The sequence below is a fragment of the Mucilaginibacter sp. genome (assembly GCF_041663085.1).
In the GTDB taxonomy this organism is placed as follows: domain Bacteria; phylum Bacteroidota; class Bacteroidia; order Sphingobacteriales; family Sphingobacteriaceae; genus Mucilaginibacter.
Genome location: NZ_JBAZRC010000089.1, coordinates 1 through 19,623, shown reverse-complemented (window position 1 = coordinate 19,623; position 19,623 = coordinate 1). Strand labels below are relative to the sequence as shown.

The following is a 19,623-nucleotide window of genomic DNA, read 5'->3' as shown; positions in this document are numbered from 1 at the left end:
CGCTACCGCTCTTTCGAAATGACAGGGTGGTTACTCCTACCCCGGCAACACCGGATCCAGCAACAGCTTATCCGCAATCCTAACCGCAACCTCCGACCCATTGGCCCAAAAAGCCGACACCGGCTTTACACTCAGGTAAGGCACAAAGGCCTCACCGTACAATTCCTTAATATCCGCTTCAAAAACAAAATCTTTTACTTCGGCAATTTGCCAGGCAATGTGCTCAACCTGGTACTGCATGGTTTTATAATCGGTTAGGCGGTTGTAGCCCCAGTAATGCTCAAATATAAATTCCTCGGGGCTGCCGGCTGCTATTGGCGTAAGGCTGTTACGCACTGTAGCGCCAAGTTTGTTCCACACGCCTTTTAATTTCCACTCGTATAAAAATTGCGTGTGATTAGGGCCGTCCTTTGTTATAGAATGCCGCATGGGCAGGGCACGATAATGTTCTTTATACAGGTTATTGGCTATCAGCACGATCATACTTTTGGGCACTATCTCACTTACAAACACAGCCCCTCGTTTCCATTCTTTACCATCAAAGTGGCGTACATAAAAGCGCAGGTTCACCTCTTCAAAATTCACATGGAACGGCCATTTAATGCCCAGTACATGGGTATCTTTAAACATAAAACCAACCATACTAACCAATGCTTTCCCCTCCCACAAATCAATTTCGGTAGCGGCGGGCAGGTAAGGTTTCAATATCTCGGGGTCAACCTCGTAGTTAAGCATCACCAGATTGCGCCATTGGGCGGTTAAAAAGCGGGATTTAGAAGTGGGCATAATGGTAAAAGTAAAAAATGTGGAATTTGTTTAATAACCTATTGCATAATCTACTCACCCCGACTACGCTGTGCTGGTCGACCCTCTCTGCTTCGCAAAGAGGGTGAAGAAAACAAAGCCCTCTTTCCGCGCAGCGAAGAGAGGGTGGTCGAGCGAAGCAACGACCGGGTGAGTAAAATTGCGTAATGGCAATTCGCTTTGTTACTAAACCAAAAAGGTCACAGAATTTAAATCTCTGTGACCTCTGTAAAAATCTTTGTGCCCTCTGTGGTTAAAATCACCACAAAAACTATTTCCCTTTATAATATTTCATTGCCTCAGGTATCAGCTTTTGAATGTTGGCTATACGTGTGGCATCACTTGGGTGGGTGCTTAAAAACTCTGGCGGGGCACCCTGGCTTTGTGCCGCCATGCGCTGCCAAAAGCTAACCGCCTGGCGTGGGTCATAACCGGCCATTGCCATAAAGGTCAGTCCAAGCCTGTCGGCCTCGTTCTCTTTATCGCGCGAATATTTTAAGGTAGCCAACTGGCCGCCAACACCATATAGTGTACCTATTAAAGCCTGGGTGGTTTGCGATTTATTGCCTGTTGCGGCGTTAATTGCTGAGCCGCCTGCCTGTACAGCCATTTGCTGTGAAAGCGCTTCGGCAGAGTGATGGGCAATAGCGTGCCCAATCTCGTGGCCCATAACAGTTGCTAAACCCGCATCTGTTTGGGTAACAGGTAATATGCCGCTATAAACAGCAACTTTACCGCCCGGCATACACCACGCGTTAACTTCTTTACTTTGTATCAGGTTAAACTCCCATTGGTAGTTGTACTGATCGCCGTAACCATTGGCTTTTAAATATCTATCAATAGCTACAGCAAGCTGGCTCCCAATACGTTTTACACGCTGGGCATCGGTACCGCTGCTAATAACTTTTGTGCTGGGGTCTGATAACAACTGGCGGTAACTTTGTGCCGCCGCAGGGTTTATCTGGTCATCGCTTACTAAGCTTAATTGCGAACGGCCTGTAAGCGGCACTGTTGAACAGGCGTAAACGGTAATAGCAATTACAGCCAGTGCCAATAGGGGTTTAATTCTTTTCATGGGATTCAGGTGGTTTTCTTTTTAAATAAATTAACTTTCGACTCCTTACCCTTTAATAATCGTTCAATATTTTTTTGATGCGTTACCAATACCAGTATAAAAATACACATGCCATATATAATGACCGATTTAATATACACCGGGAAAATAAATGTTACACCGATAGGATATATAAACCCGGCTAATATGGATGCTAATGATACATACCTGGTTATTAGCAGCGTTACAATAAATACCAATACGCAAAGTAAGGCAGCCGGTAAGTTAATAGCCAATATCATTCCAAAAAGTGTGGCAATCCCTTTACCGCCCCTAAAGCCGGCAAATACCGGGAACAAATGGCCCATTACCGCGGCTATACCAAGCGCCAGTTCGTAGTTTGTAAAAGCAATAGAATGGTAGGCACCGGTTGTGGTAACCCCAATAACGTAAGCCAGGTTGGTGGCTGTCCACCCCTTTAAAATATCGAGCAGCATAACCGGGATACCGGCTTTTTTGCCCAAAACCCTAAAAGTATTGGTAGCCCCGGCGTTACCGCTGCCGTATTCGCGTACGTCTACATTGTAAAATGCCTGCCCTATCCATACTGCAGTAGGAATTGATCCAAATAGGTAAGCCAGAATAAGCGCTGAAATCGAGTAGATTGATAGCATCTGCCTGCAATATTATTAATTTGATGTTATACTACCGCAATATATCATTATAATTTTACAGCCTTTAAGCTGAGGTCTAAACTTTTTATAGAATGCGTAAGGGCACCTACCGATATATAATCAACCCCGCATTCGGCATAGCCGCGTATATTATCAATAGTTATACCGCCCGATGCTTCGGTAATGTACCGGCCTTCTATCATATTAACAGCCTGTTTCAGATCTGTAAAGTTAAAATTATCAATTAATATACGGTTAACATTGCCGGTTTGCAATACCTGTTCCAATTCGTCAAGGTTGCGTACCTCAATTTCTATAGCCAGCTTTTTGCCGGTTTGCTGCAAGTACCTGTTGGCATTTTCAATAGCCCTGCGGATGCCGCCCGAGTAATCTACATGGTTATCCTTTATCAGGATCATATCATACAAACCAAAACGGTGATTAACGCCACCGCCTATACGCACAGCCCATTTCTCCAGGTACCGTAAGCCCGGTGTGGTTTTACGGGTATCTAAAACTTTTGCGTTGGTACCTTGTAAAAGGTCAACAATTTGGCGGGTGGTAGTAGCAATACCGCTCATGCGCTGCATACAGTTAAGCACCAGTCGCTCGGCTTTTAAAATAGCCCGGGCATCACCCTCCACTTCAAAGGCAACGTCCTTAGGTTTAACTTCGGCGCCGTCCTGCAAAAACACATTCAGTTTCAGGTTAGGGTCAACCTCTCCAAAAATCTCTGCAGCCAGTTCAACACCCGCCAGTATGCCGGTATCTTTTACCAATAACTTTGCTTTGCCTTGTGTGCCGGCTTCAATGGTAGCTAATGAAGTATGATCGCCGTCGCCAACATCTTCACTTAAAGCATTAACTATAAATTGATGTATAATTTCTTTGTCCAAACCTTTGTTTTTTTGAGCTTCAAAAGTAAGAACAATTGATGATTAATTAGGTTTTTTCGGTTTCTATACGCAACTCAATGACAACCATTACCTTATTAATTTCCCTGAGGGTGTATGATATGCGGAATTTGCCTTTATCAGTGCTTAAAATAGCCACGCCAAAGTTATAATTGGGGTTTGAGCTAACGCGATGTAACAGCTTTACCGCATGTGGTTTATTCTCTTTAAAAAACTTATCCAGTATCATTTCCGACTGCGCCTTTGAGTAAACATTGGTTTCGTCTAAAATATTCATATCAACGTTTGATGAGAACATTTTGGCAAGCTCATGCGCGTTGCCTTGCTTAAGCAGGTCGGCAATTTTTTCAATATCGTCCGCCTTTACTGCAAGTGGCAGTAAAAATAAAAGCGTTACCAGCGGAAAGTATTTTAGTTTCATATATGTATATGACCAATAACTTACAGATTTGTTGTAGCAAAAAATAAAACGCTGTTAAAGTACAATGTTTAAACGTTGCTTTTATATTTGCATTGTGGAAAACAATAAAAAAGTTGCATTAATTATACTCGACGGCTGGGGTTACGGCCGTAACGACAGATCGAACGCGATAGTAGCGGCAAATACGCCGTTTTTCGATTCGATGATAGCAAAATATCCAAACTCCAAACTGGAAGCATCGGGCCTTGCCGTTGGTTTGCCTGAAGGGCAGATGGGCAACTCGGAAGTTGGGCACATGAACCTTGGTGCCGGCCGTGTAGTTTACCAGGAGCTTGGCCGCATAAACAAGGCGGTTACCGATAACGAATTTATACAGAACGAAACCCTGCTTGAAGCATTTAACTATGCTAAAAACAACAATAAAGACCTGCACCTGATAGGGCTGGTGAGCGATGGCGGTGTGCATGCGCATATTAACCACGTAAAAGGGCTGGCTGATGCTGTAAATGCATTAGGCTTGCAAAGGGTATTTATTCATGCGTTTTTGGATGGCCGCGATACAGACCCTAACTCGGGCGCAGGTTTTATTACCGAACTGCAGCACCATATTGCCGATACCCCTGTTACCATTGCTTCGGCCATTGGCAGGTATTATGCAATGGACCGCGACAACCGCTGGGAACGCGTTAAAAAAGCGTACGACCTGCTGGTGAAAGGTGAAGGTGAGGCATCAAAAGACATCATCGCTTCAATCAAAACATCATACGCAGCCGGTGTTACCGACGAATTTATACTGCCAATAGTAAAAACCGGCGACGATGGCCAGCCTGTTGCTACTATAAAAGATGGCGATGTGGTGATCTGCTTTAACTTCCGTACAGATAGGGGCCGCGAAATTTCGCAGGCACTTACCCAAAAGGAGTTCCCGGAGTATGATATGAAACCGCTTAACATCGATTACGTGACCATGACATCGTACGATGAAACCTTTAAAAATGTAAAAGTGGTGTTCCGTAAGGACGATCTGAGCAAAACATTGGGCGAGGTTTTGGAAAGTGCCGGTAAAAAACAGATCCGCATAGCTGAGACTGAGAAATACCCGCATGTAACATTCTTCTTCTCGGGCGGCCGCGAAACGGAATTTAATAACGAGAAACGCCTTTTAGTGCCATCGCCAAAAGTTGCTACTTACGACTTGCAGCCCGAAATGAGCGCCGAAGGGATCCGCGATGCCATTATCCCTGAACTGGAAAGTGGCTGGCCCGATTTTGTGTGCCTAAACTTTGCCAATACCGATATGGTTGGCCATACGGGCGTTTTCAGCGCGGTAATGAAGGCTGCCGAAACTGCTGATGCCTGCACAAAAGCGGTTGTTGAAACCGGCTTAAAAAATGGCTACTCGTTCATCATCATTGCCGACCACGGTAATGCCGATTACATGATAAACGAGGATGGATCGCCAAATACCGCGCATACTACCAACCTGGTGCCTTGTATTATTATTGATAATGATGTAACACGGGTAAAAGATGGTAAACTGGGCGATATAGCACCAACCGTTTTAAGCATTTTAGGCGTGCCTATCCCGGCCGAAATGACTGGTAATGTATTGGTATAAACCCATCCAAAAATATACTATTTATACAAGCGTGCTGCTGCTTTTATGCGGCAGCTACGCCTGTACTAAGCCCGAAATAAAGGAGACCGGTGCCCGGTTAAAATATTTCGACCTGAAGGAGTATTTTAAGAATGAAGCCACCCGCCTTAACAAACAAAACCCCGAAGTTGATAAAACAGTTGGCCATAACGGCACTGCCGAAAACAAGAAGGTGCATATTGGTAACTGGGAGAAAGAGCTAAACCTTTTTACCGAAAGCGATATTAATAAACCTGCCTGGAAACTAAGCTACAACGTACAGGCCAATAACGACAGCATTGTTTACAAAGCCAAATACCCTGAACTGGAAACCCGCCAGATCATCATCAGGAAAAAGGCCGGGCAGATAACTGAAATAGCTATTGTAAACAACACCCACAACATCCTGTACAACACTACCGAAAAATTGGTATACGCGCCAAACGCCTATTATTTAATTGAGAAAATGCAGCAGGTAAAAATAATGGGGGCCAACAATTACCGTATTAAAGGAGATTTTTAATGATGCCCGTTGGCGGTTGCCAGCTTTTCTTTAGATAGCTCTATCAGAGCAGATATATCAGACCTTCCCGGATTATCATTCAGTACTTTTTCCAGATCGGTTATGGAGGCCTTTAACGAGTTGATGCCGCGTGCTTTATCGTAATTATGCGCGTTCCTCTGATCCAGCTTAAAAATGCCGTATTCGCGGTAGGCAATACCCCGTGTCTGGTAGCATTTGCCGTGGTCGTTTGGCTCAATGGCGATAGCTTTGGTCAGGTCGAATATAGCGCCCAGCAGGTGTTTCTCCCGCTCGGTTGGCGACAGGTAGGTATCCTTCCCTAAATAGCCCTTTGCCCTTGCACGGTAGTAGTATGCCGAAGCATCAACCGGGTTTATGAAAATAACTTTTGTATAGGCGGCTATTGATTTTCGGTAGTTCTCGCTGTGATAGTAAGAATATCCCAGCATCCAGTAAGCGTTGGCGTTGGTAGAATCAACCATACAGGCTTTTTCCAGTTGCGCAACGGCAGCTTTAAAGTTACCGTCCATAAATGCCTGCTGCCCCAAACGCACATAGGCATTCTGTGCCGACGACGTTTCGAACGAGGTAAGTATAAAAAAAGATATTATAGCAGATAGCCTCATTTAATACTTTAGGGATTTAACCGATAACAATACATTAACTACCAAGTAGCTAAATTATTATCCGGTGCGTGCAATTTGTTAATAATTTTAATAATGCATACACTATTTTGAATAAATTATTGGGAAACATGGCAGGCTTGGGTTATTATCAGTGAATAAAAATGCTGTCCCATTTTGTCTCGTTTTAAAAAAAATGGAACAGACTATAATTTCCAATTATCTAAAAATCAGACGTTTAATTAAGAAGCCTATATATTTATTATTGCTTGTTACCCACTAAAAAGGCCGTTATAAGGCCGAAAAAAGGCTAAAAAAATCGCTATGTGTTACTGTTTGGGGCTGACTCGTTTCTTATACCATTAAAAAAAAAACGAGACAAAGCAGCGTTTTCATAAAATACTGAATATAAGTTATTAACGCATAAACAGTGAAGTTTTAGAAGAGATACTGACAAAATTTTGTCAGTAATAAAACATTCATTATCAACACCTTAAACTTGTCCCACTTGTCCCGTTTTAAAAATGGAACAAAACAGTACGTAGGGCAAAATCATTTTTTAAAAGATAATGTCCGCTTGTTCGTCTTAAGCAGTATGGGCTATAAAATCCCACTATATTAAACAGTAAAGAGATGAATACTATAAAAGATAAAAAAATAGCCATTATTGGCGGTGGCCCGGGCGGTTTAACACTTGCCAGGCTTTTACAATTAAAGGGTGCCGATGTAACCGTTTACGAACGCGACCTTCACGAGGATGCCCGCGCACAGGGCGCCACGCTCGATCTGCATGAAGAATCGGGCCTGGCCGCTTTGCAGGCAGCCGGTTTAATGGATGAGTTCAGAGCAAACTACCGCCCCGGGGCCGATAAGATGCGCGTTACAGATGAACATGCAAACATTGTATTGGATGACCATATAGGAGAGCAGGACGAGACATACCGCGGCCGACCCGAAATAGACCGCGGCCCTTTGCAAAAATTATTGCTTGAATCGCTTAACACCGGCACCGTAGTTTGGAACAGTCAGTTTTCTGCACTTACGCCATATAACAACGGCTGGAAAATTGAATTTAAAAATGGCACCACAGCCGTTGCCGACCTGGTTATAGCCGCCGATGGCGCCAGTTCAAAACTACGCCCCTACCTTACCCCTATCAAATCATTTTATTGCGGTTATACAGCTGTAGAAGGTGCAGTGTACCACTCAGAAACAACAAGCCCCGAAATGCACCAGCTTTTAAGCGGTGGTAAAATTTTTGCCATGGGCGATAACCGTAGCCTTATAGTAAGTGCCAAAGGCGATGGCAGCATGACATTTTATCCCTGCTTTAAAGCTGATGAGAACTGGGTAAAAGAATCAGGCATTGATTTTAAAGATAAAGCCCGGGTGCTTGCCTGGTTTAAAACCGAATTTGCAAACTGGGGAGATATATGGACCACGCTATTTGAACACGCAAGCGGTGCTTTTACGCCCCGCCCGCTTTACAGCATGCCTTTAGACCAAACCTGGGAAGCACAACCCAACCTAACGATGCTTGGCGATGCCGCCCACCTGATGCCACCCTATGCCGGCGAAGGTGTAAACATGGCCATGCTGGATGCTTTGGAATTAAGCCGTGCCCTTACTGATGAAAGTTATACGGATACACTGGCAGCAATTACCGCTTTTGAAAAACAGATGCGTATCAGGGCGTCCGAAGTTGCGGATCAGTCTATCCAATCGTTAGAGATCTTGCATTCGCCGGGAGCTATTGATTTTATGACGAGGATTGCGGGATAAATTTAATTATAGCGAAAAAGTTATCCCCAGTATATTTGGTTTATACATTTTTGTTGAGTTAATTGCGTTAATACTTTAAGCAAGTTCAGTATTAACCAATTTATCAAATTATGGATTTTTTTAAGGAGGTAGCTAACGAATTTACAGGCTTTTGGGGCCTTGGCGGTTTATTAGACATCATCAAATCGGGCGATTACAGTAAGTTTCTTACTTATGGTGGCATCACATCATTGCTTGTACCCCTTACCCCTTTTCTGCTCCTGCTCGAAATTATACGGGCCGCCTTTTACAAAAGGTTTAAGGTTATCCATTATAAAATCTCTTTTTTCACTTATGTATTAAACGCCTTTGTAGGCCGGGTAATATCCATTGCCATGATAGGGCTTTGCATCAAATGGTTTTTACCCATCGCGCTTTTAAAAACCACTTTTACCTGGTATTGGTTTATTTATGGTTACGTGATATGGGAGTTCGCGCATTTTATATACCATTACCTGGCGCATAAGGTGCGCCTGCTTTGGTGCCTGCACTCTACCCACCACGCGCCCGAAAGCATGAACCTTTCGGTTACCTACGCGCACTTTTTTTTAGAAGCCCCGTATGCCGACCTGATCCGCACCGGCATTTGTATTTTGCTGGGTGTAAACCCCGCCATGCTTTTTGTAATTATGTTTATTGATGGCACCTGGGGCGCTATGATCCACGTTGGCGAAAACATTATAAAAGATGGCCGGCTTGGCTTTTTAAACAACATTATACTTACACCATCGCATCACCGGGTGCACCATGCCCGCAATATTGTGTATATGGATACCAACTTTTGCAACCTGCTTAATATATGGGATAAAGTTTTTGGCACCTACTACCCCGAAGACCGTAGCATCCCGATTGAATACGGCATCAGCAGGCCCATGATCAAAAACAGTTTTTTGGATGCTTATTTCGGCGAGATAGTAGCCCTCGCCAAAGATGTTTACCGGGCGCCGGGGATTAAAAACAAAGTCTTCTATATTTTTATGCCACCCGGCTGGAGCCATACCGGCGACCATAAAATGACCCACGTGGTACGCAAAAAATACTTTGAGGAACTGGAAGCGGAAAAAGCCAAAGGAGAAAAAGTACTGGTGTAAATTGTGTTTGATTAAGTTTCACACAATAGTTAATTAGGGTAGCCCTTACAGGGCAAGCCTTGTTTATTCGCTTTTCTACAAAGCGGTTGTCCCTACGGGACATAATTACCCTTTTACATTTATATTTTTATGCCCCATCAGGGGCTACCGCTTTGTAGTAACGGTTCCTATAGGCCTTTTTGCTCCGTAGGAGCTACCCTAAAACCTGGAATGTATAAACCTGATAGCAGCGGATACCGGCCCCCGCGCCTAATGCAGTGCGCGTATAAGCGGATAGCAGGGCTGGCATAACCAAAGCATCACTGCCTTTGCTTTACATACAACTGTGTACACAAATTCCCTGCATGACTTTTTTTCCACTTTAGTCAAAAACTTATAAAAACCTGCCTCAATTATTTAACCGCCATAACACACAATAAATCAGCAAATTACAAACACATGGCGTTTACGGGGGCTAATTAACTTATATTGGCATAGCTCTTGAAACTGTATATTTGAATAATTAACTACTGCTGATTAACCCATAATTTTAAGGGCGGAGTTTCCGCACCTGCCAATATGACGTTACCAGCATATATAAAAGGTGATTGATGAGTTTTGATCCATTCGATTTTAAGAATACCATGCCTTCCATTAATGAAGATTCTGAGTTCTTCCCACTGATGTCATCAGAGGATGAAGAGGAGATGAATAATGAGCAGGTACCCGATATTATTTCTATACTTCCGCTGCGCAATACGGTGTTATTTCCGGGGGTTGTTATCCCCATTACTGTTGGCCGCGATAAATCCATTAAACTGATACGCGATGCCAACAAAGGCAACCGCCTTATCGGTGTTGTTGCCCAGCAGGACGTAAGTATTGAGGACCCAACCTTTAGCCAGCTAAATAAAGTGGGAACGATTGCCCTCATCATAAAAATGCTGCAAATGCCCGATGGTAACACCACTGTGATACTACAGGGCAAAAAACGTTTTGTGCTGAAAGAAGAGGTACAAAGCGAGCCCTACATTAAGGCTACTGTTGAACCTTTTAAAGAGATAAAGGCCAAAGAGGATAAAGAGTTTAAAGCCATGGTATCGTCTGTTAAAGACATGGCCATGAACATCATACAGCTATCGCCAAACATACCGAGCGAGGCCGGTATTGCTATCCGCAATATCGAGAGCACATCGTTCCTGATCAACTTCATATCATCAAATATGAACGCGGATATGGCTGATAAACAGCAGTTACTGCAAACCGCCAGCCTGCGCGACAGGATAAACATGGTGCTGGAGCATCTAACGCTCGACCTGCAAATGCTGGAGCTAAAAAATCAGATCCAAACCAAAGTACGGGTTGACCTTGATAAGCAACAGCGCGATTACTTTTTGAACCAGCAGCTAAAAACTATACAGGAAGAACTTGGCGGCACATCGCCCGATCTGGAAATAGAGAACCTGCGCCAGCGTGCCCTTAAAAAGAAATGGGACAAAGAGGTTAAAGCACATTTTGCCAAAGAGCTTGAAAAACTTACCCGTACCAACCCTGCCGCGGCAGATTACTCGGTGCAGATAAATTATCTGGAGCTTTTGCTTGACCTGCCCTGGAATGAATTTACAAAGGACAACTTCGACCTTAAAAGGGCACAAAAGGTACTTGATAAGGATCATTTCGGCCTTGATAAGGTAAAGCAACGCATCATTGAATATTTGGCTGTTTTAAAGCTAAAACACAATATGAAAGCGCCCATCCTTTGCCTAGTTGGCCCTCCGGGTGTTGGTAAAACATCGCTGGGAAAATCTATCGCAAAAGCCTTGGGGCGTAAATATGTGCGGATGGCGCTTGGCGGCGTACGAGACGAGGCCGAGATTCGCGGGCACCGTAAAACCTATATCGGCGCTATGCCGGGCAGGATCATACAGTCGGTTAAAAAGGCCGGTGCTGCAAACCCTGTATTCATACTGGATGAGATTGATAAGGTAAGTACCGATTTCCGTGGCGACCCTTCATCAGCCCTGTTAGAGGTGCTTGACCCTGAACAAAACAGTACTTTTTATGATAATTACGTAGAGATGGATTTCGACCTGTCGAACGTGATGTTCATCGCTACTGCAAACTCATTGAGCAGCATACAGCCAGCCTTGCTTGACCGTATGGAGATCATAGAGGTGAACGGTTATACCGTTGAAGAAAAAATTGAAATAGCCAAACGCCACCTGCTACCCAAACAACGCGAAGCACACGGTTTAACCGTAAAGGATGTTGTTATAAAAAGCGATGTTGTTGAGAAACTAATAGAAGATTATACACGCGAATCGGGTGTGCGTGCTTTAGAGAAAAGGATAGGATCTGTGATACGTGGCGTTGCCAAGAATATTGCCATGGAAGAGCCTTACAACACCCTGGTAAGCAAAAAAGAAGTGGAGAAAATATTAGGCGCTCCATTCTATGATAAAGACCTTTACGAAAACAACGACACCGCCGGCGTAGTAACAGGCCTTGCCTGGACATCTGTTGGCGGCGACATATTGTTTATAGAAGCCAGCTTAAGCCCGGGTAACGGTAAGCTAACTTTAACAGGTAGCCTTGGCGATGTAATGAAGGAATCGGTAACCATAGCATTGGCTTATTTGCGTGCGCATGCTACCTACTTTAACATCAACCCAAAACTGTTTGAGCAATGGGATATCCACGTACACGTACCTGCCGGCGCTACCCCTAAGGATGGCCCATCGGCAGGTGTTACCATGCTTACGGCTTTGGTATCGGCATTTACGCAACGTAAGGTAAAACCACATTTAGCCATGACGGGTGAGATAACCCTACGCGGGCGTGTATTACCTGTAGGCGGTATCAAAGAAAAGATCCTGGCTGCAAAACGCGCCAATATCAAAGAGATCATTCTGTGTAAATCAAACCAAAAAGATATCCTTGAAATTAAGGAGGGTTACATTACCGACCTGAAATTCCACTACGTTACAGATATGCGCGAGGTAATAAACCTTGCATTATTGGATGAACTGGTAAAAGAACCACTTGATTTAACTGTGAAGGAAAAGGAAGCGAAACCGGCGCTGAATTAATAAACGCCTGGCATCAAACAAAATAAATACGAAAAGCAGGGATATATCCCTGCTTTTTTTACATTAGCATACTTTTATAATCCAGATGAAAAATAAACTTTTTCTGTTAGCCATAGGCCTTTTAGCAGGCATTGGTTCATACGCGCAAAACCGAGCAAACGAGATCGGCTTCCAATCTGATAACGACTCTTTCCTTGGTCAGGGGTCTGACCGTTACTACACCAACGGTTTTTTCCTGTATTACCGCCATGCAATGGATGTAAGCAAAATGAAGAACGACAAATTGGCCAACGCTGTTTTCGGTTTGGAGTTGGGGCAAAAGATCTATAACGCGCAATCGGGGCAGTTACCGTCGGCAGCTGATGTTGACAGGCCTTTTGCCGGTTATCTATACCTTGGCGCATCAGCCAACCTTTTATATAAGGATGAAACCACCCTTAAGCTAACCGCTAAAGCCGGTATAGTTGGCCCTGCGGCGGGTGGCTATCCAATTCAAAAATTCATTCACAACACGTTTGGTTTTTACGAACTGAACAGCTGGCAGTACCAGGTGCGCAATGCGCCACAGTTAAATTTGAGTGCTGAGGTAAACAAACTGATTGCCCGTGGCTCATGGGCCGACCTTACTTTTACGGGTTATGTTAACGCCGGTACAGGCTTTAATGCCGCAGGCATAGGGCCAATGGTGCGTTTGGGTAATTTTAACCAGTTATTCCAATCTGTAAGTACGCAAAGTTCTGTAAGCAAAAGCAGCAACAATACCTTATTACACAATAACGAATTCTTCTTTTACTACAAACCACAGATAAATGCGGTAGCATACGATGCTACCGTACAGGGCAATATTTTTAAGGACCACCCTGAACCCGGCACACAAGAAATTGTTGGCGACATTAACCACCTGGTATTTAGCAACCAGTTAGGCGTTGCCTTAACCACCAGCCGTTTTGTGTTTGATGTTGGCGCGGTAATTAATACCCGCGAAGTGAAACAGATGGTAAAAAGCACCCACCAATGGGGATCGTTAACGGTGCTGTACCGCTTTAATTAGTAATCAAAGTTGAATAACTCTCCATCATTTTATTAGTAATTCAGCTTTAATCCTTCAACGTAAACAGTTATTTACTGTAAAAACATTACAAATAACAATGAAACCTATCCTCGCGTTGCTTGCCAGCCTGCTATTTTGTTCCGCAGCTTTTGCTCAAAACATAGAAACAAAACTATGGGCATATGCAAAAAAACAATACCCCGACGATGCCAGCATGCAAAAATTCGTTTATGAACAACAAAAAAAGGGATATAATTACATGACTACCGTTACTGATGCAGAACTTAAACACTTTGCCGAAAAGGAATATCCTGATGATTACAGCATGCAAAATTTTGTTTATGATAAACAGAAAACAGACAAAGCCTATATGAAAATCGTGACCGATATGGAGCTAAAGCGTTTTGCTATCAAACAATACGCGGAAGATTATTCGATGCAAAAATTTGTGTACGACCAGCAAACACTTGCTAAAGAGTACATGCGGCATGCCACCAATAGCGCTGCTAAAGAAGATGCCCGGAAACAATATCCTGATGATTATAGCATGCAAAAATTCATTTATGAATAGGCTATTAATAACTAATATATTATTACAAAGAGCCCGCAATAAATAACATTTCCGTTAAAAATCAAAACTCTTTTTTCGGTCGGCTTTTTTGGCCGATTGCATTTTTTTGTTGCCCAGGCGTGCCAGTTTAGCTGCCTTGCTCACTTTGCTTGGCTTACGCACTTTTGGTTTATGCAGGGCATTAGTTAGCAGTACAATCAGGCGCTCTACAGCTATCTCTTTATTAAGGAACTGGCTACGTTCTTCATCGCATATTACCTGTACAAGGCCATCTTTATTAAAGCGGTTCTGCAATTTATCGTTCAGTAAAAGCTTTTCCTCATCGGTACATAATGCGGAATTATTAATATCGAAAAGCAGCTCTACCTTAGTTGATACCTTGTTTACGTTTTGCCCGCCTTTGCCCCCGCTGCGCGATGTTTTGTAATAAATTTCGCGTTGCAGGTCGGCCTTATTTAAATTCATAGCGTAAAAGTAGTTAATGGTTGATTGAGTTGATTATGTGAGTAATGCTTTTTTTATCCTGTTCAACAACTCACCAATCAACTAATTACTAAAAACCGTAACTTCGTTACCCGATGAGCAAAAATATCGTGGTAGCTATTGATGGCTACTCATCATGTGGTAAAAGTACGCTGGCCAAGGCATTAGCCAAAAAGCTGCACTATATTTATGTTGATAGCGGCGCTATGTACCGCGCTGTTGCCCTGTATTTTTTAAGGAACAGTATTGATACGCAGAACCATGCGCAGATAGAAGAGGCCTTAAAAAACATCCATCTTAATTTTCATTCGCGCGATTACGAGACTCACATCACCCTTAATGATGAGGAAGTATCTGAAGAGATCCGCCAGATGCCTGTTTCTGAAAAAGTGAGCGAGGTATCGGCCGTTAAAGAAGTACGCCGCGAAATGGTAAAGCAGCAACAGCGCATGGGCCAGTCAAAAAACATAGTAATGGACGGCCGCGATATTGGTACGGCTGTTTTCCCTGATGCCCCTTTAAAAATATTCATGACCGCCGACCCGGCCGTACGTGCCAAACGCCGTTATGACGAGATCCATCTAAAAAACCCTGAGGTTACCTTAGAGGAGATATTTGAGAACATTGCCCACCGCGATTACCAGGACACCACCCGCGAGGAAAGCCCGCTTGTACGCGCGCATGATGCCATTATTTTAGATAACACTGATCTAACCCCTGATGAGCAGCTGCAGTTTGCGTTGGATAAGGTGAACCAGCTAAAAGCCTAAGGCAAAAGCTGCTTTCAGCTTTAGTCTTTACGCTTTTAGCTCTATGGCCCTACCTTCACCGTATGCACGCCAAACCTGTTCAAAAAATCAACCCCTTCATCGCTGGCTAAGCCTTTGTACTGGGCGTACGATTTATCAAAGTAAACATGCTTTATCCCGGCAGAAAATATCAGCCTTGCGCATGGCAGGCATGGCGATAGCGTGGTGTACAGCGTTGCCCCTTCCAGGTTGGCGCCATTCTTTACGGCGTACAGGATGGCGTTCTCTTCGGCGTGCAGGGCGAGCGAACAGCTTCCTTTCGAGTCGCGGGCGCAACCTGTTTCAGGCCACTCCTCATCGCAGTTATGGGTACCTGCAGGCGGGCCGTTATATCCAATGGATATAATGCGGGTGTCTTTAGCCAAAACGGCACCGACCTGGGCCTTAACGCAGTGTGAGCGTTTGGCCAGGTCGGTTGCCAGGTTCATGAAAATATTTTCGAAACTTGGTTTCATGTTATATCATTGGGTCATTCGCTTCGCTGTCATTGAGTCATTTGCTTGGCTATCATTGAGTCATTACCATATGGCAATGATTTAATGACCCAATGACTCAATGATTAGTAACTCAATGACAAATTAAATTAGTGTCCTCCTCCTGCTTCCAGGTTATCAACGTCGATACCTTGTTTTTTAAGGATAGCGCCGGATTTAAATGCAAAGAATGCAAGATAAGCAAAACCAATAACCGGGATGATGTATGATTTGTGGATGCCTATACCATCGGCAAGGATACCCTGCACCGGCGGGATAATAGAACCACCAAGGATCATCATAATTAAGAATGCCGAACCCTGGCTGGTATATTTACCCAAGCCTGTAACAGATAATGAGAAGATTGACGGCCACATGATAGAGCAGCATAAACCACCGCTAATAAATGCGAATACCGCAACCATGCCTGTAGTTACCAAACCAATCACCATAAATATAGCACCCAGTATACCAAATATAGCCAATGTGCGTACCGGTTTTTGGTTACCCATCAGGAAACCGATAACCAATAAAGCCACACAACCCGCGTAAGGATATAAGTTGCTTACATCAGTACCGCTGATGCGGTTAACTACTAATACCACACCAAACGCAAAAAACGGAACAATAATGGTTAAAAGCAGTTTGGCAGTTTTTGAAAGGCTAAAGGCCGCGATAGCACCCGTCCAGCGGCCCACCATTAAGCTACCCCAGTATAACGATATAAATGGTGCCACCTGGTCTGTTTTAAAGTTACCAAATGCCGGAGTTTCTAATAACGAGCCCATATTACTTTGAATGGTAACCTCTACACCCACATAGGTAAATATGGCAAGCATGCCATAAACCAATTGCGGGTATTGCATGGCGCCCCATCCCTGCCCGCCTTTACCGGCTGCCGATGCGGTACCAATAAGTGTAAACAGGATAATAGCTAATGATGCGTAAACAAAGTATTGTTTTTCAATCCCGGTAGCTTGTGCAAGCGGGGTTGCAGCCAATATAAGCAGGAAGGCTACAAATATAATACCCAATGGAGTATTGGCCTTGCTGCTCGATTCTATCTTTTCGTCGCTGGTTACACTTGGTAGTTTTGATACCCAGAAAAACAATGCAACTGCTAAAAATAACGCCGCGAGGATAATATACAACGTATTTACGGATGCTATCTTAACATCGGATGCCGGGATTTTTGCTGATGCCGATCCAAATAATATAAAACCTACAATAACGGGCCCCCAAATACTACCAAAGTTGTTTACGCCACCGGCAAAGTTTAAGCGGTGGGTACCTGTTTCGGGGCTGCCCAAAGCAACCACAAACGGGTTGGCAGCAGTTTGCTGTAATGAGAAACCTAATGCTATTATAAAGAAGGTTAATAATATAAACGCGAATGAACCTGAATTGATAGCCGGGATCATGATCAACGCACCAACAGCTGATATTAACAAGCCGTAAATGATACCGTTTTTATAACCTATCTTATTCAGGATGTCGACTTTAGTAGCCGATGAAGCGAAATAAAGTATCAGTGAACCGATAAAGTATCCACCATAAAAGGTAAAGTCGATAAGTTGAGATTCAAATTGTGTTAAGCTAAAGTGCGCTTTACAAAACGGAATAAAAATACCATTTGAAGCTGCTAAAAAGCCCCAGAAGAAAAACACGGTAATGATGGTATATAAAGCCGAACCATTACTCTTTGAGTTGTCTTGTGCCATTGTTTAATTAAGGTTAATACTATTGGTGTGTTTAAAACACTAAACATAAATCAAATTTTATAATAATGGCTATAATTTTTTCATTTTATAAATCACAATATTAAGTTTTGTTGTTTAACAGATAAAAGTTGCATATTAGTGTCCTGATTTTTTTACCTGACGGGATTTAAACAAGGATATATAAGCCTATATTAATGATAGAAGCCATTATTTCGGGAATTGGATTTGGATTAGTGCTAACGTTTATAACAGGCCCGGTCTTTTTTGCTCTTATTAAAACCAGTATTGAAAAAGGTTTTCATGCCGGGTTATCACTCGCCCTTGGGGTTGTAACCAGCGATATGGTGTTTGTGGGTGCTATTTTATTTGGCTCGCAATACTTTGATGTATCCGCACACGATAAAACTATAGCCGGCATTATAGGCAGTATTATACTATTCTCTATCGGTATTTATTACATCTTCAAAAAAGCCGATGTTAATTACAAAAACACTATCCCTAATAAAATAAACCATGCAGGCTACTTTTTTAAGGGGTTTGTGATGTGCATTTTTAACCCAACCGTGCTGCTGCACTGGACGGTGGTTATCGGTGTTGCCAGTACGCAGTTTCACGCCGGCGTACATCACCGCTCGGCAAAAATCGCGGTGATGTTCCTTACCATTCTTATTATACAATTCGGGCTGGATGCTGTTAAGGCGTTTTACGCCAACAAACTCCGCGAAAAAATATCCCCCAAGTTTGTACATCGCCTAAACGAGGTTGCGGGTATAGCGCTCATTATCGCATCGCTGGTATTGATAGACAGATTGGTTACGCATTTTATATTCTCGGCACCGGCAGTTAGTTAAGGTTGTACCTGTTTTATGGCGTTCCCTGCGGGCCCGGGCAGGCTAAGTGAGTAGTTAGTTTATCAAACAACATACCCCGCAGTTTAGGCAACCACGGGGCATGCATTCCAATCAAAGCCGTATAATGTATTTATTAAAATAAGCTGTATCCTGTGGGGCTAAATAACACACCATGGGTAGAGCCCGAGGCTGAACCATCCGCACAAATACACACCACACCAAAACGGCTTGTTTGCCCGTTAATAGCATATGTTTTACTAAAGCTTGTTGTTGTACCTGCTGTAACCACGCCGTAGCCGCCATAACTAAAATGATTATAATCGCTATTACTTGTAGACCACGTAATAGTGATACTGGTTGGCGACCAGCTAACGTTTGATGCCGTAAGCGGGTTTACAACACCTGTACACGTTGCTTTTGCAACATGTGTTTTTGAAACCGTTTTTCGCACAACCGGCTTTTCTTTTATAAACGTGAAAGAAAGCATGCCTAACACCAAAAACCCTGTGATAAGGGTATAGATCAAATTCCTTTTCATAATGTTTGAATTAAAGTTGATTAAGAAATAATTGATTAATAAGATGGCCTTGATGGAATACTTACTACTACGTACTAAGCACCTCCTATGTTTCAACCCAAAGGAAATAAATTAATTATTGATTAATTGAATTTATAACAAGTATCACAAAAATTAACAAACAAAAAAGAGCGATAGACAATCTATCGCTCTTTATATTTTGAAGGATTAGAAACTACTCTCTAATCACCAACAATTACATGTATGCCCTTTGGTTATTACCTTCCATCCAGTTAACAAAGGCGCGGTTTACCACCTTGTTACCACCCGGGGTTGGGTAATCGCCGCTAAAGTACCAGTCGCCGGCATGGTCAGGGCAAGCTATGTGCAGGTTATCAAGGGTTTGATAAAGCACTTCAACCTTAGCCTTAATATTTGGCGGGGTAATGATTTTGGCTATACGGTCAGATATCTCCTGGTCGGTAAATGGTGCGTAGATAGCTTTTACATAGTTCTCT

The 19,623-nt window shown here is 43.3% G+C and carries 19 protein-coding genes and 1 pseudogene; 9 read left to right on the top strand and 11 right to left on the bottom strand.

Translation table 11 applies throughout. The annotated features are described in order from the left end of the window. Positions 1-36: 36 nt before the first annotated feature. The 5 genes from WC615_RS15595 to WC615_RS15575 all read right to left on the bottom strand — a co-directional run bounded on the left by WC615_RS15595 (position 37) and on the right by WC615_RS15575 (position 3,867). Positions 37-786 (bottom strand): YqjF family protein, encoded by a 750-nt coding sequence (locus WC615_RS15595; protein WP_372979004.1) that lies wholly within the window; start codon positions 784-786, stop codon positions 37-39. Positions 787-1,075: 289 nt separating this feature from the next. Then, positions 1,076-1,879, bottom strand: coding sequence for a M48 family metallopeptidase (locus WC615_RS15590; RefSeq protein WP_372979003.1), 804 nt, complete (start codon positions 1,877-1,879; stop codon positions 1,076-1,078). 5 nt (positions 1,880-1,884) lie between these two features. Further along, complete coding sequence (gene plsY / locus WC615_RS15585) at positions 1,885-2,532, bottom strand: glycerol-3-phosphate 1-O-acyltransferase PlsY (RefSeq protein ID WP_191173964.1); 648 nt, start codon at positions 2,530-2,532, stop codon at positions 1,885-1,887. A 47-nt stretch (positions 2,533-2,579) separates the two neighbouring features. Next, the gene (nadC, locus tag WC615_RS15580; protein ID WP_372979002.1) at positions 2,580-3,428 is read right to left on the bottom strand and encodes a carboxylating nicotinate-nucleotide diphosphorylase; all 849 of its coding nucleotides are present in this window, start codon (positions 3,426-3,428) and stop codon (positions 2,580-2,582) included. A gap of 46 nt (positions 3,429-3,474) precedes the next feature. Further along, positions 3,475-3,867 (bottom strand): DUF4783 domain-containing protein, encoded by a 393-nt coding sequence (locus WC615_RS15575; protein ID WP_372979001.1) that lies wholly within the window; start codon positions 3,865-3,867, stop codon positions 3,475-3,477. A gap of 64 nt (positions 3,868-3,931) precedes the next feature. On the opposite strand from WC615_RS15575, the gene gpmI reads away from it, so the two are divergent. Continuing rightward, on the top strand, positions 3,932-5,485 hold the full coding sequence (gene gpmI, locus WC615_RS15570; RefSeq protein WP_372979000.1) for a 2,3-bisphosphoglycerate-independent phosphoglycerate mutase: 1,554 nt from the start codon (positions 3,932-3,934) through the stop codon (positions 5,483-5,485). Further along, positions 5,472-6,026, top strand: coding sequence for a hypothetical protein (locus WC615_RS15565; RefSeq protein WP_372978999.1), 555 nt, complete (start codon positions 5,472-5,474; stop codon positions 6,024-6,026). The genes gpmI and WC615_RS15565 overlap by 14 nt, the downstream gene beginning before the upstream one ends. Here the strand turns inward: WC615_RS15565 and WC615_RS15560 are convergent. Beyond that, a complete protein-coding gene (locus WC615_RS15560; protein WP_372978998.1) occupies positions 6,023-6,652 on the bottom strand; it encodes a tetratricopeptide repeat protein in 630 nt (209 codons plus the stop codon). The genes WC615_RS15565 and WC615_RS15560 overlap by 4 nt on opposite strands. A 630-nt stretch (positions 6,653-7,282) precedes the next feature. On the opposite strand from WC615_RS15560, the gene WC615_RS15555 reads away from it, so the two are divergent. From WC615_RS15555 to WC615_RS15535, 5 genes are all read left to right on the top strand, one after another. Then, positions 7,283-8,431 (top strand): FAD-dependent oxidoreductase, encoded by a 1,149-nt coding sequence (locus tag WC615_RS15555; protein ID WP_372978997.1) that lies wholly within the window; start codon positions 7,283-7,285, stop codon positions 8,429-8,431. Positions 8,432-8,541: 110 nt separating this feature from the next. Continuing rightward, on the top strand, positions 8,542-9,561 hold the full coding sequence (locus WC615_RS15550; protein WP_372978996.1) for a sterol desaturase family protein: 1,020 nt from the start codon (positions 8,542-8,544) through the stop codon (positions 9,559-9,561). 590 nt (positions 9,562-10,151) lie between these two features. Continuing rightward, positions 10,152-12,629 (top strand): endopeptidase La, encoded by a 2,478-nt coding sequence (lon, locus tag WC615_RS15545; protein WP_372978995.1) that lies wholly within the window; start codon positions 10,152-10,154, stop codon positions 12,627-12,629. A gap of 85 nt (positions 12,630-12,714) precedes the next feature. Continuing rightward, on the top strand, positions 12,715-13,680 hold the full coding sequence (locus WC615_RS15540; RefSeq protein WP_372978994.1) for a lipid A deacylase LpxR family protein: 966 nt from the start codon (positions 12,715-12,717) through the stop codon (positions 13,678-13,680). Between the two features lie 97 nt (positions 13,681-13,777). Beyond that, positions 13,778-14,251 (top strand): hypothetical protein, encoded by a 474-nt coding sequence (locus WC615_RS15535; RefSeq protein WP_372978993.1) that lies wholly within the window; start codon positions 13,778-13,780, stop codon positions 14,249-14,251. A 54-nt stretch (positions 14,252-14,305) separates the two neighbouring features. Here WC615_RS15535 and arfB read toward each other — a convergent pair whose 3' ends face one another. Further along, positions 14,306-14,716, bottom strand: a complete 411-nt coding sequence (arfB, locus tag WC615_RS15530; protein WP_372978992.1) for an alternative ribosome rescue aminoacyl-tRNA hydrolase ArfB — start codon at positions 14,714-14,716, stop codon at positions 14,306-14,308. 113 nt (positions 14,717-14,829) lie between these two features. Here arfB and cmk point away from each other — a divergent pair, with 113 nt between their 5' ends. Next, the gene (cmk, locus tag WC615_RS15525; protein ID WP_372978991.1) at positions 14,830-15,504 is read left to right on the top strand and encodes a (d)CMP kinase; all 675 of its coding nucleotides are present in this window, start codon (positions 14,830-14,832) and stop codon (positions 15,502-15,504) included. A 41-nt stretch (positions 15,505-15,545) separates the two neighbouring features. On the opposite strand, the gene WC615_RS15520 is transcribed toward cmk, so the two are convergent. Both WC615_RS15520 and WC615_RS15515 read right to left on the bottom strand, forming a co-directional pair. Further along, the gene (locus WC615_RS15520; RefSeq protein WP_372978990.1) at positions 15,546-15,998 is read right to left on the bottom strand and encodes a cytidine/deoxycytidylate deaminase family protein; all 453 of its coding nucleotides are present in this window, start codon (positions 15,996-15,998) and stop codon (positions 15,546-15,548) included. A gap of 128 nt (positions 15,999-16,126) precedes the next feature. Continuing rightward, on the bottom strand, positions 16,127-17,737 hold the full coding sequence (locus tag WC615_RS15515; RefSeq protein WP_372978989.1) for an MFS transporter: 1,611 nt from the start codon (positions 17,735-17,737) through the stop codon (positions 16,127-16,129). Between the two features lie 194 nt (positions 17,738-17,931). On the opposite strand from WC615_RS15515, the gene WC615_RS15510 reads away from it, so the two are divergent. Next, positions 17,932-18,588: a LysE family translocator gene (locus WC615_RS15510; protein WP_372978988.1), complete on the top strand. Its 657-nt coding sequence runs from the start codon at positions 17,932-17,934 to the stop codon at positions 18,586-18,588. A gap of 133 nt (positions 18,589-18,721) precedes the next feature. Here the strand turns inward: WC615_RS15510 and WC615_RS15505 are convergent, their stop codons facing one another. Next, positions 18,722-19,126 carry a hypothetical protein gene (locus WC615_RS15505; protein ID WP_372978987.1) on the bottom strand — a complete coding sequence of 135 codons (405 nt, stop codon included), beginning with the start codon at positions 19,124-19,126 and terminating at the stop codon, positions 18,722-18,724. Positions 19,127-19,361: 235 nt separating this feature from the next. Next, a pseudogene (locus WC615_RS15500) lies at positions 19,362-19,623 on the bottom strand (amidophosphoribosyltransferase); the annotation flags it as partial.

Coding starts and splice junctions, on each gene's coding strand:
- WC615_RS15595 (WP_372979004.1), bottom strand. CDS start 786: ATGCCCACTTCTAAATCCCGCTTTTTAACCGCCCAATGGCGCAATCTG.
- WC615_RS15590 (WP_372979003.1), bottom strand. CDS start 1,879: ATGAAAAGAATTAAACCCCTATTGGCACTGGCTGTAATTGCTATTACC.
- plsY (WP_191173964.1), bottom strand. CDS start 2,532: ATGCTATCAATCTACTCGATTTCAGCGCTTATTCTGGCTTACCTATTT.
- WC615_RS15575 (WP_372979001.1), bottom strand. CDS start 3,867: ATGAAACTAAAATACTTTCCGCTGGTAACGCTTTTATTTTTACTGCCA.
- gpmI (WP_372979000.1), top strand. CDS start 3,932: ATGTTTAAACGTTGCTTTTATATTTGCATTGTGGAAAACAATAAAAAA.
- WC615_RS15565 (WP_372978999.1), top strand. CDS start 5,472: ATGTATTGGTATAAACCCATCCAAAAATATACTATTTATACAAGCGTG.
- WC615_RS15560 (WP_372978998.1), bottom strand. CDS start 6,652: ATGAGGCTATCTGCTATAATATCTTTTTTTATACTTACCTCGTTCGAA.
- WC615_RS15555 (WP_372978997.1), top strand. CDS start 7,283: ATGAATACTATAAAAGATAAAAAAATAGCCATTATTGGCGGTGGCCCG.
- WC615_RS15550 (WP_372978996.1), top strand. CDS start 8,542: ATGGATTTTTTTAAGGAGGTAGCTAACGAATTTACAGGCTTTTGGGGC.
- lon (WP_372978995.1), top strand. CDS start 10,152: ATGAGTTTTGATCCATTCGATTTTAAGAATACCATGCCTTCCATTAAT.
- WC615_RS15540 (WP_372978994.1), top strand. CDS start 12,715: ATGAAAAATAAACTTTTTCTGTTAGCCATAGGCCTTTTAGCAGGCATT.
- WC615_RS15535 (WP_372978993.1), top strand. CDS start 13,778: ATGAAACCTATCCTCGCGTTGCTTGCCAGCCTGCTATTTTGTTCCGCA.
- arfB (WP_372978992.1), bottom strand. CDS start 14,716: ATGAATTTAAATAAGGCCGACCTGCAACGCGAAATTTATTACAAAACA.
- cmk (WP_372978991.1), top strand. CDS start 14,830: ATGAGCAAAAATATCGTGGTAGCTATTGATGGCTACTCATCATGTGGT.
- WC615_RS15520 (WP_372978990.1), bottom strand. CDS start 15,998: ATGAAACCAAGTTTCGAAAATATTTTCATGAACCTGGCAACCGACCTG.
- WC615_RS15515 (WP_372978989.1), bottom strand. CDS start 17,737: ATGGCACAAGACAACTCAAAGAGTAATGGTTCGGCTTTATATACCATC.
- WC615_RS15510 (WP_372978988.1), top strand. CDS start 17,932: ATGATAGAAGCCATTATTTCGGGAATTGGATTTGGATTAGTGCTAACG.
- WC615_RS15505 (WP_372978987.1), bottom strand. CDS start 19,126: ATGAAAAGGAATTTGATCTATACCCTTATCACAGGGTTTTTGGTGTTA.